General features: G+C 41.5%; 15 protein-coding genes. 6 read left to right on the top strand and 9 right to left on the bottom strand.

Going from position 1 to position 14,368, the window contains the following annotated elements:
- Positions 1–84: 84 nt before the first annotated feature.
- The 3 genes from N475_RS15190 to N475_RS15200 form a co-directional block, all read right to left on the bottom strand.
- Positions 85–336, bottom strand: a complete 252-nt coding sequence (locus N475_RS15190) for a hypothetical protein (protein WP_081215996.1) — start codon at positions 334–336, stop codon at positions 85–87.
- 271 nt (positions 337–607) lie between these two features.
- A complete protein-coding gene (locus N475_RS15195; protein ID WP_063358047.1) occupies positions 608–1,081 on the bottom strand; it encodes a LabA-like NYN domain-containing protein in 474 nt (157 codons plus the stop codon).
- A 61-nt stretch (positions 1,082–1,142) separates the two neighbouring features.
- Positions 1,143–2,030 carry a LysR family transcriptional regulator gene (locus tag N475_RS15200; protein WP_063365525.1) on the bottom strand — a complete coding sequence of 296 codons (888 nt, stop codon included), beginning with the start codon at positions 2,028–2,030 and terminating at the stop codon, positions 1,143–1,145.
- Between the two features lie 112 nt (positions 2,031–2,142).
- Between N475_RS15200 and N475_RS15205 the strand changes: the two genes are divergently transcribed.
- Positions 2,143–2,898 carry an SDR family oxidoreductase gene (locus N475_RS15205; protein WP_063365526.1) on the top strand — a complete coding sequence of 252 codons (756 nt, stop codon included), beginning with the start codon at positions 2,143–2,145 and terminating at the stop codon, positions 2,896–2,898.
- 45 nt (positions 2,899–2,943) lie between these two features.
- Here the strand turns inward: N475_RS15205 and N475_RS15210 are convergent, their stop codons facing one another.
- Positions 2,944–3,396 carry a GNAT family N-acetyltransferase gene (locus tag N475_RS15210; RefSeq protein WP_063358044.1) on the bottom strand — a complete coding sequence of 151 codons (453 nt, stop codon included), beginning with the start codon at positions 3,394–3,396 and terminating at the stop codon, positions 2,944–2,946.
- A 576-nt stretch (positions 3,397–3,972) separates the two neighbouring features.
- Between N475_RS15210 and N475_RS15215 the strand changes: the two genes are divergently transcribed.
- Positions 3,973–4,407, top strand: a complete 435-nt coding sequence (locus N475_RS15215) for a GNAT family N-acetyltransferase (RefSeq protein WP_063358043.1) — start codon at positions 3,973–3,975, stop codon at positions 4,405–4,407.
- 39 nt (positions 4,408–4,446) lie between these two features.
- Here N475_RS15215 and N475_RS15220 read toward each other — a convergent pair whose 3' ends face one another.
- Both N475_RS15220 and N475_RS15225 read right to left on the bottom strand, forming a co-directional pair.
- Complete coding sequence (locus N475_RS15220; RefSeq protein ID WP_063358042.1) at positions 4,447–4,983, bottom strand: dihydrofolate reductase family protein; 537 nt, start codon at positions 4,981–4,983, stop codon at positions 4,447–4,449.
- 98 nt (positions 4,984–5,081) lie between these two features.
- Positions 5,082–5,657: a DJ-1/PfpI family protein gene (locus N475_RS15225; RefSeq protein ID WP_063365527.1), complete on the bottom strand. Its 576-nt coding sequence runs from the start codon at positions 5,655–5,657 to the stop codon at positions 5,082–5,084.
- A gap of 357 nt (positions 5,658–6,014) precedes the next feature.
- Here N475_RS15225 and N475_RS15230 point away from each other — a divergent pair, with 357 nt between their 5' ends.
- Positions 6,015–8,177 (top strand): M3 family metallopeptidase, encoded by a 2,163-nt coding sequence (locus N475_RS15230; RefSeq protein ID WP_063358052.1) that lies wholly within the window; start codon positions 6,015–6,017, stop codon positions 8,175–8,177.
- 56 nt (positions 8,178–8,233) lie between these two features.
- Here the strand turns inward: N475_RS15230 and N475_RS15235 are convergent, their stop codons facing one another.
- The gene (locus N475_RS15235) at positions 8,234–8,623 is read right to left on the bottom strand and encodes a response regulator (RefSeq protein WP_063358040.1); all 390 of its coding nucleotides are present in this window, start codon (positions 8,621–8,623) and stop codon (positions 8,234–8,236) included.
- A 178-nt stretch (positions 8,624–8,801) separates the two neighbouring features.
- On the opposite strand from N475_RS15235, the gene N475_RS15240 reads away from it, so the two are divergent.
- Positions 8,802–9,047, top strand: coding sequence for a Rho-binding antiterminator (locus N475_RS15240; protein ID WP_063358039.1), 246 nt, complete (start codon positions 8,802–8,804; stop codon positions 9,045–9,047).
- Between the two features lies 1 nt (position 9,048).
- On the opposite strand, the gene N475_RS15245 is transcribed toward N475_RS15240, so the two are convergent.
- Together N475_RS15245 and N475_RS15250 are read right to left on the bottom strand one after the other, a co-directional pair.
- On the bottom strand, positions 9,049–9,513 hold the full coding sequence (locus tag N475_RS15245) for a GNAT family N-acetyltransferase (RefSeq protein WP_063358038.1): 465 nt from the start codon (positions 9,511–9,513) through the stop codon (positions 9,049–9,051).
- Between the two features lie 281 nt (positions 9,514–9,794).
- Complete coding sequence (locus tag N475_RS15250; RefSeq protein WP_063365528.1) at positions 9,795–10,586, bottom strand: MBL fold metallo-hydrolase; 792 nt, start codon at positions 10,584–10,586, stop codon at positions 9,795–9,797.
- Positions 10,587–10,827: 241 nt separating this feature from the next.
- Between N475_RS15250 and N475_RS15255 the strand changes: the two genes are divergently transcribed.
- A complete protein-coding gene (locus N475_RS15255) occupies positions 10,828–11,799 on the top strand; it encodes a DUF4097 family beta strand repeat-containing protein (protein WP_155732587.1) in 972 nt (323 codons plus the stop codon).
- Positions 11,800–12,071: 272 nt separating this feature from the next.
- Positions 12,072–14,243: an ATP-binding protein gene (locus tag N475_RS15260; protein WP_063365530.1), complete on the top strand. Its 2,172-nt coding sequence runs from the start codon at positions 12,072–12,074 to the stop codon at positions 14,241–14,243.
- The last annotated feature ends 125 nt before the right edge of the window (positions 14,244–14,368 follow it).

Below are 14,368 nucleotides of genomic sequence, written 5' to 3' on the forward strand. Positions count from 1 at the left end.
AAGCATCACCAGCGCCGCAGGGCTTGTTCAACACCCAGATAAGGTGTCGGCTTCGCGACACCTATCCTTATTTGTTATATGCCGCTAATCACCAGAGCCAGCACTGTCTACTGTACCACCGCCGAATGGCCTTTTATAACCGGGCTTATTTTCTTGGTCTTGCCCCCTATAAAACAACCACAAGCCAACACCACCAACAAATGGAATAAGCCATACGATAATTGTTTGAGCTATTTTTTGAAATTTTTCGATATCAACACGCCTAAATATTAAAACACTGACCATGATATTGATAATCACCAATACCATTCCAGCTATTAAAACAAAGTTTTCCATTTCAATTGCTCCCTATAGGCATATAACAATTTATTATCGACCCATTGGGTCGTTTTCTTGACTATAGAAAAAACACAAAGCAACTGGACATAACATCAGTGCTTTAAAATAAACTTTCTAATGGCCGCTATTCTTTTGAGGCATTCGACTAAACACGTTTTGGGGCAGAAACGAATTATGCAGATAGTCGTTTTCTGGTACATATTAGACGGTCAGATTTGATTAAGTTCTATTGGTCAAACCTGACAGGTCAAATTAAGGCTTATTCACGTTATAGCAGTAATTCACCCTCGATTGGAATATAGTGGGTTGCTGCATCCATAAGGCTTTTTGCAGTCAGCGCTTCTACCCCATAAACTTCTACCTCCGCTCCATGCTTTTCTCTGACTGCTTTAACTAGGATATCAAAGTCTCCATCTCCCGATACAAGCACCACGATATCTGAGTCTTTTGCACATTCAAGTACGTCTACCGTTATACCAACATCCCAGTCTCCCTTTGCCGAGCCGTCCGAGCGCTGAATAAAGGGTTTCAACTTTACGTCAAAACCGATGGCTCTGAGTATATTTTGAAACTGAAGTTGCTTTTCATCCCCACGATTGATGGCGTAGGCGTAGGCATTTACAACCTGTCTGTTTTTAGTCACTGATGCCCAAAACTGGTTGTAGTCAAAGTTCCTTTTAAATGCACTTCGAGTCGTGTAGTAGACATTTTGTACATCTACAAAGATACTTATTCTTTTCATTTTAACTTCTTGGGACACGTTACTGATCCTCTTCGGTGTCAATAAATTACAGGTTAATTACTTAACGAAGGCTGCCACTGTTGCACTTGTTAATTAAGTTGTCTATGAAGATTTTAACCTTCGCTGGTACAAAGTCACGACATGGGTACAAAACATGAAGAGGAAAGCTTTTTAACGGTATGTCGTGAAACAACTGAATAACTTTGCCTGTTTTGATTTCTTCCTCAAATGCCCACTTTGGCCCCAAATGTATACCTAGCCCATCCTGCACCAAGCTTTTTACAGCACTGACACTATTTACCGCAAATCGCCCTTGTACCTTCACAGTTCGAGTCCCAATAATGAGGGGCTTTTGAGCTTGAGTCTGGGAGGAAAAAATAAAATCATGTTGGCTCAATTCATCAACATGCACAGGTACGCCTTTGCTTGCTAAATAGCTCTCTGATGCAACTAATACGCGCTGTACTTCACCTAGCTTTCGGCAAATGAGGCTAGAATCTGATAACTCCCCCACTCTCACCGCTACATCAATTCCTTGACCTACTAAATCTTCAAAATGACTCGCCAATACCAAATCTACACTCAAACTTGGATAATGCGTTGTCATTTCAGCAAGCACGGGCACAATGAACTGTATAGCAAAATCATGAGGTGCGCCGACACGCAAAAGACCACTTGGCACTTCCACGGATTTGATTATCTTGGATTCCAGCACTTGCTGTTCATCAAGCAACCTTCTCAAACCTTGATAGTATTGCTCCCCGACTTCCGTGGGTACCGTTCGCTTAGTTGACCGCGACATAAGCTTGACCCCAACTCGTCGCTCCAAAGAAGCTATACGCCGACTAACCAGAGATGGGTCTATACCTAAACGCTGCGCTGCGGATTTAAAACTCCCCGCTTCAACCACATGCAAAAACAACTGCTCGTTACTCAACTCACTGACCATAATTTATTTATTGCAAATAATGCATTTAATAGATGCAAATTTAGTGCATAGCCAAGTTTACTGCAATAAGTCTATAGTTATATCTGGTGAAATTTCATACAAGGGAAACATTATGAATTCGAATTTAACTGGCAAAGTGGCATTGATAACAGGCGCTGCCCGTAATATGGGTAGAGCATTTTCACAGAGCCTTGCCGCACAGGGTTGTGACATCATCATTCACTATCATAGCGATGCATCATTAGCTGATGCTGAAGAAACAGCGCAATTGGTGCGAGCTCACGGCAGACAATCACTAATAATTAAGGCCGATATCAGCAATTACTTAGAGGCAGAGAATTTATTTAAACAGGGCTTAGAAGCATTTGGAAAGGTTGATATCGTCATTAACAATGCAGGAGCAATACTTAAAAAAGCATTTGTAGATTATACTGAACAAGATTTCGACACGCTATTTAACATAAACTGTAAAGGCACATTTTTTATTATGCAAAATGCGGCCAAGATTCTGCAAGACAACGGTCGAATCATTAATGTGAGTACATCATTACTCGGGGCATTCACGGGTAATTACGCGCTTTATGCTGGTTCAAAAGCACCTGTCGAACATTTTACTCGTCCACTTGCAAAAGAGATAGGCGCTCGGGGCATCACTGTTAATACAATTTGCCCAGGGCCTATAGACACTGCTTTTTTTCACGCACAGGAAGATCCTCAGTCTGTTGCTTACCTTAGCGCAGCCAGTGTTGCTAATAGGCTAGGTAAGATAGAAGACATTACCCCCATGGTTAACTTTCTCGCCTCAGAACAATCTCAATGGACAACAGGCCAAACGCTCTTCATAAATGGTGGCTTTGTTACGCGGTAACAGAGTAGGGCAGGGTTAGCAGGTTTCAGTTCTTCCTGCTACCCCCTATAGCGAAAGGTAGAGTTTAAGTCGGTCTTTGTGCTGGATGCCATGTTCAAAAAGCGGTTGATTGTAGTGCTTCAAAAAATAGTCTTTTTCTACACTTTCGACTCGAAAGCCCATGCGCTGATAGTAAGTCAATTGATAACCAAATGTGCCCGTACCTAGCTCTACCCTGAGATATTGTTGAGCTTTAAGTTGAGCCAATACAAATGTCAATAAACGAGTCCCCAGGCCTTTCTTTTGCAACTCGGCTATGACCGCAATATTACAGATCTCACAAATTTGGTTGGAAAGGGGCTTTACAATACACACAGCAACGATACTGTCACCTCGCTTTGCAACGAAGCGCTGAGCACTCGCCATATATGACGCAATTGCAGCCTCCGATGGGTCTGCTTCTAATAGTAAAGAGAGCGGGAGCTCTTCTTGAGTGAGTTCAAAAGTAACCTCAGACATAATCACTTTCCTTACGATAACGCTTGCCTCTTATAACGTGTATATACTTCTCACGCATAATATAGCCACCTGCCAGTACCCGCTTGAGATTTTCCACTTAGCACCTTTCGAGTCTCTATACACACCCAAACCGATTGTTATAAAGGGCTAGATGTAATGTTGCCTATATTCCGTTAATAAAACTCAAAATAGCAACGGTGGACCTCACACGTACCTGTTTTTTTACTATCACTATATTGTCATTGATAGGTTGGCTAGAATAATTTACACAGAAGTGTTGCCAATATGCATCACTCCTCACAAGCAAGGCCTTAATAGTACTTTAAACCAGCATTTTTTTACTCAAATATTTTGGCCAGTTTGTACCGTTCTCAATCAAATTTCAAAACCAGAATTACCTAAACATGCACCTCATAAATGTGCATTCGCATAGATCATTAAAAGGTATCATAGTTTAATTCGTTGATTACAAAACCAAAGTAAATTAGTTTAAATTAAAAAGGTAAATTGTCATGTTTATGTCTTAGCTTACAAAGATAAGTGTTTGTTCAAACCGATATCAAGGAAGGGTAAAATATGCAGATAGTATTGAGACCAGCAACAGAAGTAGACAAGCCTTATTTATTAGCATTGCGCAAGCAAACTATGACAGAGCACCTAGAGCGGCAAGGAATATTTTTAAGCAATGAAGCGCACTTAAGCCGCTTAGAAGACCATTATAAGTGCTCCCATTTAATCTTGATTGATAACAACAAAGTAGGGACTCTTAAATACCTTCAGACACAAGACAGACTTGAAATCATGCAACTACAAATTTCCCCAAAATACCAAGGGCTGGGGTTAGGCACGGCTGTTATCAAGTATATTGTTACACAAACGGCGCATTTACCAACCTACCTCACAGTACTAAAAGACAACCCCGCTAAACACCTTTATGAACAGTTAGGGTTTATCATCACCTCAGAGGACGAGTACGAATTTCACATGGTATTGCCTGCAAGTTCACCTTAACGCTGGCAATATAATTGTCAGCCCCCTTTACACCTCAGCTCAAGAAGTAATTTTATAACGAGACTGGACTAGTTGATTCAATAGTACTTGTGAGGATACCAGCTCAATCTTCTGAGTTATTGTCTGTTCGGGTAACCACCTAATACCACGTCCTAAAAGAACCGGTACGGTCGTTACGATTATCTCATCGACCAACGCTGCTCTGATAAAGTTTTGGACCAACTTTCCACCATCAATATATAACCTGTTGTGTCCCAATTGACTCATTTGACTAACCAACTCATGCTCACCAGCCCTAATTAAATAAGCTTTTCCCTGAGTATGTGCAGGAAGTTTAGCAAGACTGTGACTCACTACATATACAGGCTTGTCATAAGGCCATTGGCCAAAGCTTAAAACCTGTTCAAACGTATTTCGGCCCATCACCAGAGCGTCTATGTCAGCCATAAATTCGGCAAAACCCAAGTCACTATGCTGAGGATTATCAATCGCTGATAACCAATCAATACCGCCATTCTCGTCAGCAATAAAACCATCTAGACTTTGAGCTAAATATACTGTGTTCTTTGTTTTCATATTCCTTTTCACTTACAGACTTGCTTAGTCAGCATATCGGCCGCAAGATTGATTTAATTAGAAAAAACACGCTTAATTTGTCCAAACTACTTAGTTGACTAAATCTCGCTCCAGCGGTAATCCATTTGATGAGCCGTTTGTTTCGCCACCTCGTATCCAAAACGCTTCTTAACCATATCCAGACTCATATCAATGCCAGACGCCACACCCGCTGAGCTTGTGAAGTTTTGGTCAGTAACAAATCGCTTGTCATTCACCACATTTAGATGTCTGTATTGCTCACTGAGTTCATCAACACGCTGCCAATGGGTTGTCACTGTTTTCCCTTCGATCAATCCAGCTTTTGCAAACAAAAATACACCGCTACAGATTGAGGCACAATGACGGGTATGTGTCGCAGTTTCTGCTAACCAATCTAGTACCGCTTGGTTATTAATAACACGATCAAGTTTTCCGCCAGCCACAATTAACAAATCGAAGCGGGGATGACCATGAATACAAAAATGAGGGTTAATTGACACATCACCCCGAGTACGGATTGGGGCTTGACTGGGCGCAATCAAACTAACATTAATTGGCCTGTTTGTGATACGCGATGCGGTAGTAAACACCTCAAGTGGACCACAAAAGTCGAGGGCTTCAATACCGTTATAAATAAAGATACCAATTTCCATGAGTTCATCACGGGATTAGAGTATGTGTAAGATAAAGTGGCTCAATTTTGACCAACAATCAAGGGAAACTTTTATGAAAAAATTGCCTAATCAATAACACCTTCAGTTAAATTTAAAAAATCATCTCATTTACGATGAACTAGTATTAAAAAGCGACAAACAAACGGTAAATTAACCGTGTCACAATTTGCAATACTTTTCCCTCGTATCTGTTTGGCACTAGCCTTCGATTAAAGTAGTATGTCCCCATATCGCAAGCCTGAAAAAATAACGATTATATGTTACAGGCACCATTTATTGGTCAATATTGCAATTCAATTACTCACAATTAAGAAATCAGAGCATACTGAGAACACTATGAAATTAAACATGTCATTTTTAAGTGCGGCGGTCTGTTTAGCACTTGCAGGGTGTGGAACAACACCTAGCACTCAGGACACAACAACTGTTGAAAAAGTTCAAAAGCAATACTCTAACCCTCTATTAAAAGAGTTCAGTGGTCTATACCAAGGTGTGCCACAGTTTGGCGAAATGAAGCTAGAAGATTTAGTTCCAGCTGCTGAAATTGCATTAGCAGAGCACTTAAGTGAACTAGATGCAATTGTAAACACGTCAGAAGCACCTACGTTTGAAAATACCATTGTTGCACTTGAACGCTCTGGTAGTGCGACTAACAGACTATATGCCTTCTTCGTTACTTACATCACGAACCTTTCATCTGAGGAAGTACGTGAAAAACAAGCACAAGTGATGGCTAAGTTTTCTGAGTTTGACTCGAAAAGAAATCAAAACAAAGCGCTTTTCAAGCGTGTAAAAGCCGTATACGAAAGCCCAGAATACAAAACGCTGAGCCCTGAACAACAGCGCGTAACTTGGACGCAATACAATAGCTTCGCGCGTAATGGTGCAACTTTGGAAGGCGAAGCAGCTAAACGCTATGCAGATATCAACCTAGAGCTCTCGAAGCTTTACACCAAGTTTGGTAACAATGTACTTTCTGATGAAGAAGGCTATACAACATTCTTGAATAAAGATCAGTTATCAGGTTTGCCACAAGCGTTCATTGACTCAGCCGCAAGTGCAGCTGAGAAGAAAGGCCAGCCAGGCAAATATGCAATTACCAATACCCGCTCTTCGATGGATCCGTTTTTAACTTACTCAACTGAGCGTGAGTTGCGTAAGCAAGTTTGGCAAAACTATTACAGCCGAGGGAACAATGCGGGTGAACACAACAATAAAGAAGTGATTTCAGAAATATTGAAGCTTCGTCGCGAACGTGTTGAGCTACTTGGTTATAAAGATTATGCACACTGGCGCTTAGAAGATCGCATGGCTAAAACGCCAGCGAATGCCATTGCATTAATGGACAAGGTTTGGCCTGCTGCAATTGCGCGAGTCAAAGAAGAAGTCGCTGACATGCAAGCAATTGCTGACAAAGAAGGGGCAAAAATTACGATTGAACCTTGGGACTACCGCTTTTACGCAGAAAAAGTTCGTAAAGCTAAGTACGACTTAGATTCAAACGAAATTAAGCAATACCTGCAACTAGACAAGCTCACTGATGCAATGTTCTATGTCGCTGGACGTCTGTTCAATTATGAATTTACTCCGATCACTGATGGATCTGTTCCTGTTTATCATGCGGATGTAAAAGTTTGGGAAGTCAAAGAAAAAGGCACTGGTAAACATATCGGCCTTTGGTACCTAGACCCATTTGCACGTAAAGGCAAACGCTCTGGTGCATGGGCAGTATCATTCCGTAATCACACATCTTTCGATGGTAAAACAAATGTACTAAGTACAAATAACTCGAACTTTGTGAAAGCCCCAGAAGGCCAAGCTACACTGGTTTCATGGAGCGATGCGGAAACTTACTTCCACGAATTTGGCCACTCATTACACGCGTTATCATCGAATGTTAAATACCCAAGTTCTAACTCAGGTGTTCGTGACTATACTGAGTTCCAATCGCAGCTGCTAGAACGTTGGTTGTCATCGGATGAAGTTATTAATCGCTTCTTATTGCATCATGAAACAGGCAAACCAATGCCTAAATCTCTTGTTGAGAAGATCAAACAGTCTGCAACTTTCAACCAAGGCTTTGCAACCACTGAGTACCTTGCTTCTGCCATTATGGATATGAAGTTTCACACAACTGATCCAGATAAAATTGGAGATCCTGTTGCATTTGAAAAGGCTCAGCTAGAAGCGATTGGTATGCCAAGTGAAGTCGTGATGCGCCATAGAACAACTCACTTTGGACATGTGTTCTCTGGTGAAGGCTATGCAACGGCATACTATGGCTATTTATGGGCTGAAGTATTAACCTCTGATGCAGCAGAAGCATTTGCAAATGCTCCTGGCGGGTTTTATGACAAAGAGGTAGCCAAGCGCCTTGTTGACTATCTATTCGCTGTACGCAATGCCATGGACCCAGCAGAAGCGTATCGCAAGTTCCGCGGACGTGACGCAGATGTGAGCGCTCTTATGCGTGACCGAGGTTTCCCAGAAACGATGTAACCTCTCATTAAAAAGGCATGCTAATGAACGCATGCCTTTTTACTTAACCCTCACAGTTAGCTACATAGTTGACCACTGGCATCTAGGATTTTTATTCTCTGTAGCTGCTTAACCAATGTCGCCATATTAAAAGGCTTAATAACAAAGCCATCGACTTTATGTAGCAAAATCTCCTGAACACGCTCTTTGGTGTTTTCACAAGTCACCATCAACACGGGTACTTTGGCTAACTGAGGCGTTGCACGCATTTTGTCCAATAAGGTTAACCCATCCACAAAGGGCATATTTAAATCAGAAATCACCAAGCTATACTTGCGCTTACCCAATAGTGTTAAGGCCTGTTTGCCATCTGTGGCTTCATCAATTTGGCTAAACCCCAAATTGCGTAGCATGTTTATCATTACGTGCCGCATTGTGGTGATATCATCAACTACAAGTATTCGCATTGTCTGTCCTTAATCACTGCGTAAGTCGAATTAGGTATTTAAAAACTAGCTAAGTATTTGTTTGTTGTCTAACTACAAACACGCTAAATTGAGAGTACACTATGTGCGAGCGTAAACGGCGTGATTTTTTACGCTTAACGTAAGAAAACAGTGACAAAACACATGGGGGAGGGTGGCAATGCGCTGTGAACATACCGACTATCTTGAACTAGCCTGCATAAAAGGGTTTGTACTAGAAGTAATGACACGAGAAAACAAGTCTATTTCAGGCCAAGCCAAAGACATCGTTTATAATGATCAAAGACAGCAGTGCTTAGTGTTAAACCATAATGAGCAGCAAACTTTTATCCTACTGGATGACATCTCCAAGCTTACTGCTCTAACACCAAACTCTTACTTTACGACGCTAATTCTATCAGACTAGATTATTCTGATTGCAGAGATAACGACATAAAGACACTCAATGGATTGTCTCGATACAAACCAAAGCGTTCGCAGCGGTCAAAACCCAATGATTCATATAATTTAATCGACTCTTCTTGCTTAACGCCGGTTTCTAAGCGAATGAGCGGAATCTGAGCATCACCAGCATAATGCAGTAAAATTTGCATTATGCGCTTTGACAGCCCTTTACCTCGATAATTTGGCTTTACGTACAAACGCTTTATTTCACCATAAAGCGTTTTATCAAACTGTTTTACAATGGCGCCACAGGCGACTATCTCTTCTTCATTCATCAGCCCAACAGCACGTACATTTGGCTGGTTCAACTCTTCGAGTGCCAAAGACTGGTCACTAGCAATAGGGTATAGTGTGTTCATTAAGCGGTCGATTTCAGAAAATAAATCTACCACATTAGGATCATCAGGCTTTAACTCGACTAGCTGCATAGGGTCCCTTTTACATTGTTATTGTATGAGTCTGGATGACACTGCCAAAGGCCAACTACCGCGCCAATTCAGCATAATGGTATATGTGAGACCTATTTTGGATATGAATGTTCAACACATTTGTGTATTAAAACTCACCCAAATTAATCAGTGCAATCGAAATTGACGCAAGTATAACGGAAAATATTTAAAATGTTATTAAAATGCGATTTCTAGCAGGAAATGGGTACAAACGCACCCAAAAGTCTACTTATTAAACAAACTTCTATGCTTTGGCTGAATTAATTACATCCAAGTTTGACCTCACAAAGGGGAGTCGCGAATTTCAAACCTGCATTGCTAAAAGCGATATGATCTTGCTCACTTTGGTAATGATATACCCATATGTTTGCCAAAACGTCGACTGGGTACTCTTTCAAAAGATCTTCAATACCGCTGTGACTTGGATTTCCTTTTACACCGCAGTCATGAAAGATAGTCTCGCTGCCTATCATCCTGTGAGTAAGAAGTTCAGGAATAGGGCGAGTATCGCCACTATAAAAAACCTTACCCGGCAGGTGCATTGAATAGGCTGAGTTTGGAGCATGATGTCGCACAGGGTAGACGAATAGTTTGACCCCTTGGTGCCAAAAAGTCTCAGACACGGGATGAAGTATAAATGTATTCCAAACATCTGCTTTCCCTTCTGATAGCTGAGTGTACCTCAACATTGCACACAACTGCTGGACGAGTAAAACAGGGACATATAAACGGATTTGCAGACCAGACAGGGCGGCTTTAAAAAACAACTGCTCTAAACCACCAACATGGTCATAATGTAAATGTGTAATAAATACATGCTTTGGCAATTGATTTGAAAATGTTTGTCTAAACCGATTAACGGTGTCATGACCACAGTCAATTAATAGCCAAGGCTGGGCTTGTTTGCATAGGACACACGCCGAATTTCCTAATGTCTCGGAGCTGGCATCTCCCACCCCCAAAAATACTGCGGAATCAGGTCCCTTAGGCTGCTCCGGTACACTATTCCAATTTTCTCCAGCCGTTTGAGCAAGAGAGAGATCTTTCAACATACCGTAAAACTCCGACTGAAAGCGAACAGCTCAACGCTACCATTGTGAATTGACAATGACGTGACAAAATTTGACGATTAAATTTGTAAAACCCTCACTTTTTGGTGAATATTACCAATCACCCCTCTTTATATAAAAATAAAAACTTTATAATTATCATAAAGATAGTAACAGCCCCCACTTGGCATTACACTTGCTGACTTACACAGCAAAATCAAAAAATTTAAAAGAAGAAAATACTATGCTGAAAAAACTCTCTCCACTTTTTTGCGCCGTGTTGCTTGGCGGCTGTATCGTCCATGTAGATTCAAATGCAAACGAACAACACACTGAGCTAACACGTTCTTTAACTTTATCCTCGCACAACCTCAATCAAATAAATATTGATAATCGTGCCGGTGATATTATTGTGACTGGCAAATCGGGGATTGACGAGATCAAAGTCACTGCCCACATCATCACTTTCGAAAATAGAAGCTACACCTTTTCCTTGGATAGCGCTGGCGACCATGCAAACCTGATTGCAAAACACGACCCGCATGTTGGCGTTCTTTGGTATACAAATAAAAGCCCAAGAATTGACATAGAAGTTCAAGTACCAAAAGCGCTTTTCGTCAATGTAGAAGATGGTTCTGGGGAAATGAATATTCGTGACGTAAAAGGGGTTTCGATTGATGATAGTTCTGGCCACATCACGCTTAAAAACATCTTTGGTAAAACCCAAATAACAGATGGCTCTGGGGACATTTCAATAGATGATATCAAAGGAAACGTCTCTATTGATGACGATTCTGGGGACATCAGCATTAGTGCGGTATCTGGCAATATAGAAATTGAAGACGGCTCTGGCGATATTGAAATTATAAAAGGCGCCAAAGTATCTATTGAGGATGACTCTGGCGATATCAGAATCAAACAAGTTACTGGCATCATCAGCTTGGAAGACGGTTCTGGTGAAATCGATATTGATGGTGCACAGGCCCTCAACGTAAAGGATGACTCAGGTGATATTGAAGTGAAAAATATTCGGGGTAATGTTGAGATAACCGATGGTTCAGGCAGTATTTGGGTAAACCGTACTAAAGGTCATGTGGTCATAGCTGATGGCTCGGGCGATATTAACGTCAGTGATAGCCAACAGCTTGAGATTAGAGATGACACCTCTGGAGATGTAACCGTTTCTAACGTCAAAAAAGTCATTGAGTTAGACTAAGCATCAAATTTCCTTAGCGCAGCACTGGCAGGGCAACCCTGTCAGTGGCAATTTTCTAGCTCATTACGAAAAGTCCAATTTTCATCCAAATTGAATGATAAATTCCGATACAATGAATAATAGATAATAACTAGATATGAGTGCTTATAATCTAAGCGTGTTTTTGCTGAAAAAATGCATATCAAGTCCTTACCGTTAATAATATTTACCGATATCACCACCTACGTAGTTACCATAGTATTGTCATATTATGCAAAAACAATGGAAATAACGTGTTTAAACGACTTGTCGCAGCCAGTATCTTATCGCTCACCGCCATTGGCTTGCCTGTGGCTGCATCCGAGACGTTTACTCAATATAAAGCTCAATCAGAGGCAAAAGGTAAAAAAAACAGACCCGCGCTACTCAAGATTGCTGATGGCCTCTTAGCAGACGAAACGCTAAGTCCTACTCAATTGACTTATGTTTTACACAGAAGTGCGTTGCACCTAGTCAGAGAGAATCGGTTTGAACAAGCCCAAAAACGTTTAGCTCAACTCAAGTTACACCTTGAACGCTTTCCCGATAACAATCTATTGGGCAAATACCACTGGGTGTCTGGGGACCTGTCTTTGCTACTTGGTGACAATAACTCTGCTGAATACCACTTTAGTCACGCCGTTACGTTATTTTCCCAAACCCAAGATACGCGAATGCTAAGTCATGCGCATCGCTTGTTAGCCAACGTGCTCTCTGCAAAACGAGATTACTTTCAAGCGGTATCTCACGTTTATCAAGCCAAAGATACAGCGTTAAAGATAAACCACGCGCAATTATTCGACGCCGCACTTAGTACCGAGGCGCGTATTTACAGTGACTTTAAGCAATTTGATAAAGCCCTGGACGTACTAAATCAAAAACTGCAATTTCAAAATGATCAACCCCAAGTCAGCCCCGCGCATTTATCCTCGACATATTTCAACCTCGCGAAGATATACCGAAGCCTCTCAGATCATGAAGCCGCTTTATCGGCATTTCAAAAGGCCTATGAACTAGATGCCCAATTAGAAGATAAAAACTATATGGGCATATCTCTACTGAATATTGCCAAGCAGCACCTAAAGTTAGAAGATACAACTGCTGCGCAGGCAGCGGTAGAACAAGCGCTAGCGCTCTTTATTGAAGTAAAAAATAGTCAGAATATAGGTCAAGCGCAGGCCGTTCTTGGGCAAGTCAAACTGGCAAACCAACAATTTAATGAAGCGATCTCTTTACTCCAAACTGGGTTAGAGAAAATCAGCTATGACAAAAATAGACAGTTAAATGAACGCTATCGATCCTATTTAGGGGTGGCAATGTCTCATGTCCAACCAGTTAAAGCTATCGCGCTGCTTTCGCCGATGCTTGACACCGCCGGCACGCAAAACACTTTTCGCATTTTAACGAGCCTCTCTCGAGCGCATAAACGATTAGGCAATTTTGAACAAGCACTTAGTTATCAAGAGCAAGCCCTAAATCATAAACAAACACAAAATGAGCAGGATATAACGGCGAGGCTTGAAGCCAAAAAGCTCAACAGCGAACTCGGCTTAAAAAACCTCGAAGTGAGCGAGCTACAGGCCGGGCTAGAAGAACAACAGCAGGACACTAAAACACGCACCGTTGTACTCGCCTCTGCAATTATTGTTTTGACCAACTTTTTACTACTGTTTTACCTCTATCACTTAAAAAGACGCCGAGTGATGGAAAAAGAGACAGAGTTGCTAAACCAAAGCCTGAACCTTAAGCAGCAGCTTTTAGCCGATGTGTCTCACGAACTGCGCACTCCTTTGACAGTATTGAAGCTGAACATTGAAGCCTTGGAGTACAACCTAACTGAAGATCCAAAAGCCACATACCAAGTCTTACAGCGCAGGTTGGATATGCTCAATACATTAATTGCAGACATATACGAGTTGGCACAGGCCGATACCAATAACCTCCGCTTGGAATTCGAAACAATGCAAGCAAGAAGCTTGTTTGATGAATTACTCATCGCTATCGGCCCGATAATCGAAGTACCTGACTTAGAGATCAGCTATGAAAACCGTCTGCCAGACTCTCTTCTGGTTGAGTGCGATATTAGCCGTTTAAACCAAGTTTTTAATAACCTAGCGAGAAACAGTATTCACTACACCGATAGGCCAGGTAAAATTGAAATTAACGTGTTTCAGCAGCAGCAAACCATTGTTTGCACGTTTGAAGACAGCGCACCGGGTGTAAGCTCTGTTGCATTAAGCAAATTGTTTGAACGCTTGTATCGCTGCGACAAGTCTCGCAGCAGAGATTTAGGTGGCTCAGGCCTAGGCCTATCGATTTGCGAAAAAGTGATTGAACTTCACCACGGTGCAATTGAGGCAAAGCACAGTTCACTCGGGGGTGTTTTAATTAAATTTACTTTGCCAATCAAAATTGCTCACAATTAACCTTTAAACATACTCAGCTGCTGACCTGTTTAGCAACTGCTAAACGCCTTCTTTGAGATAATTTTTATACTCTAAGTCCTTCATAAGAAAATCAGCTGTACCTAATCAATTTGTCATTTAGCGTC

Source organism: Pseudoalteromonas luteoviolacea DSM 6061 (assembly GCF_001625655.1).
Lineage (GTDB): Bacteria > Pseudomonadota > Gammaproteobacteria > Enterobacterales > Alteromonadaceae > Pseudoalteromonas > Pseudoalteromonas luteoviolacea.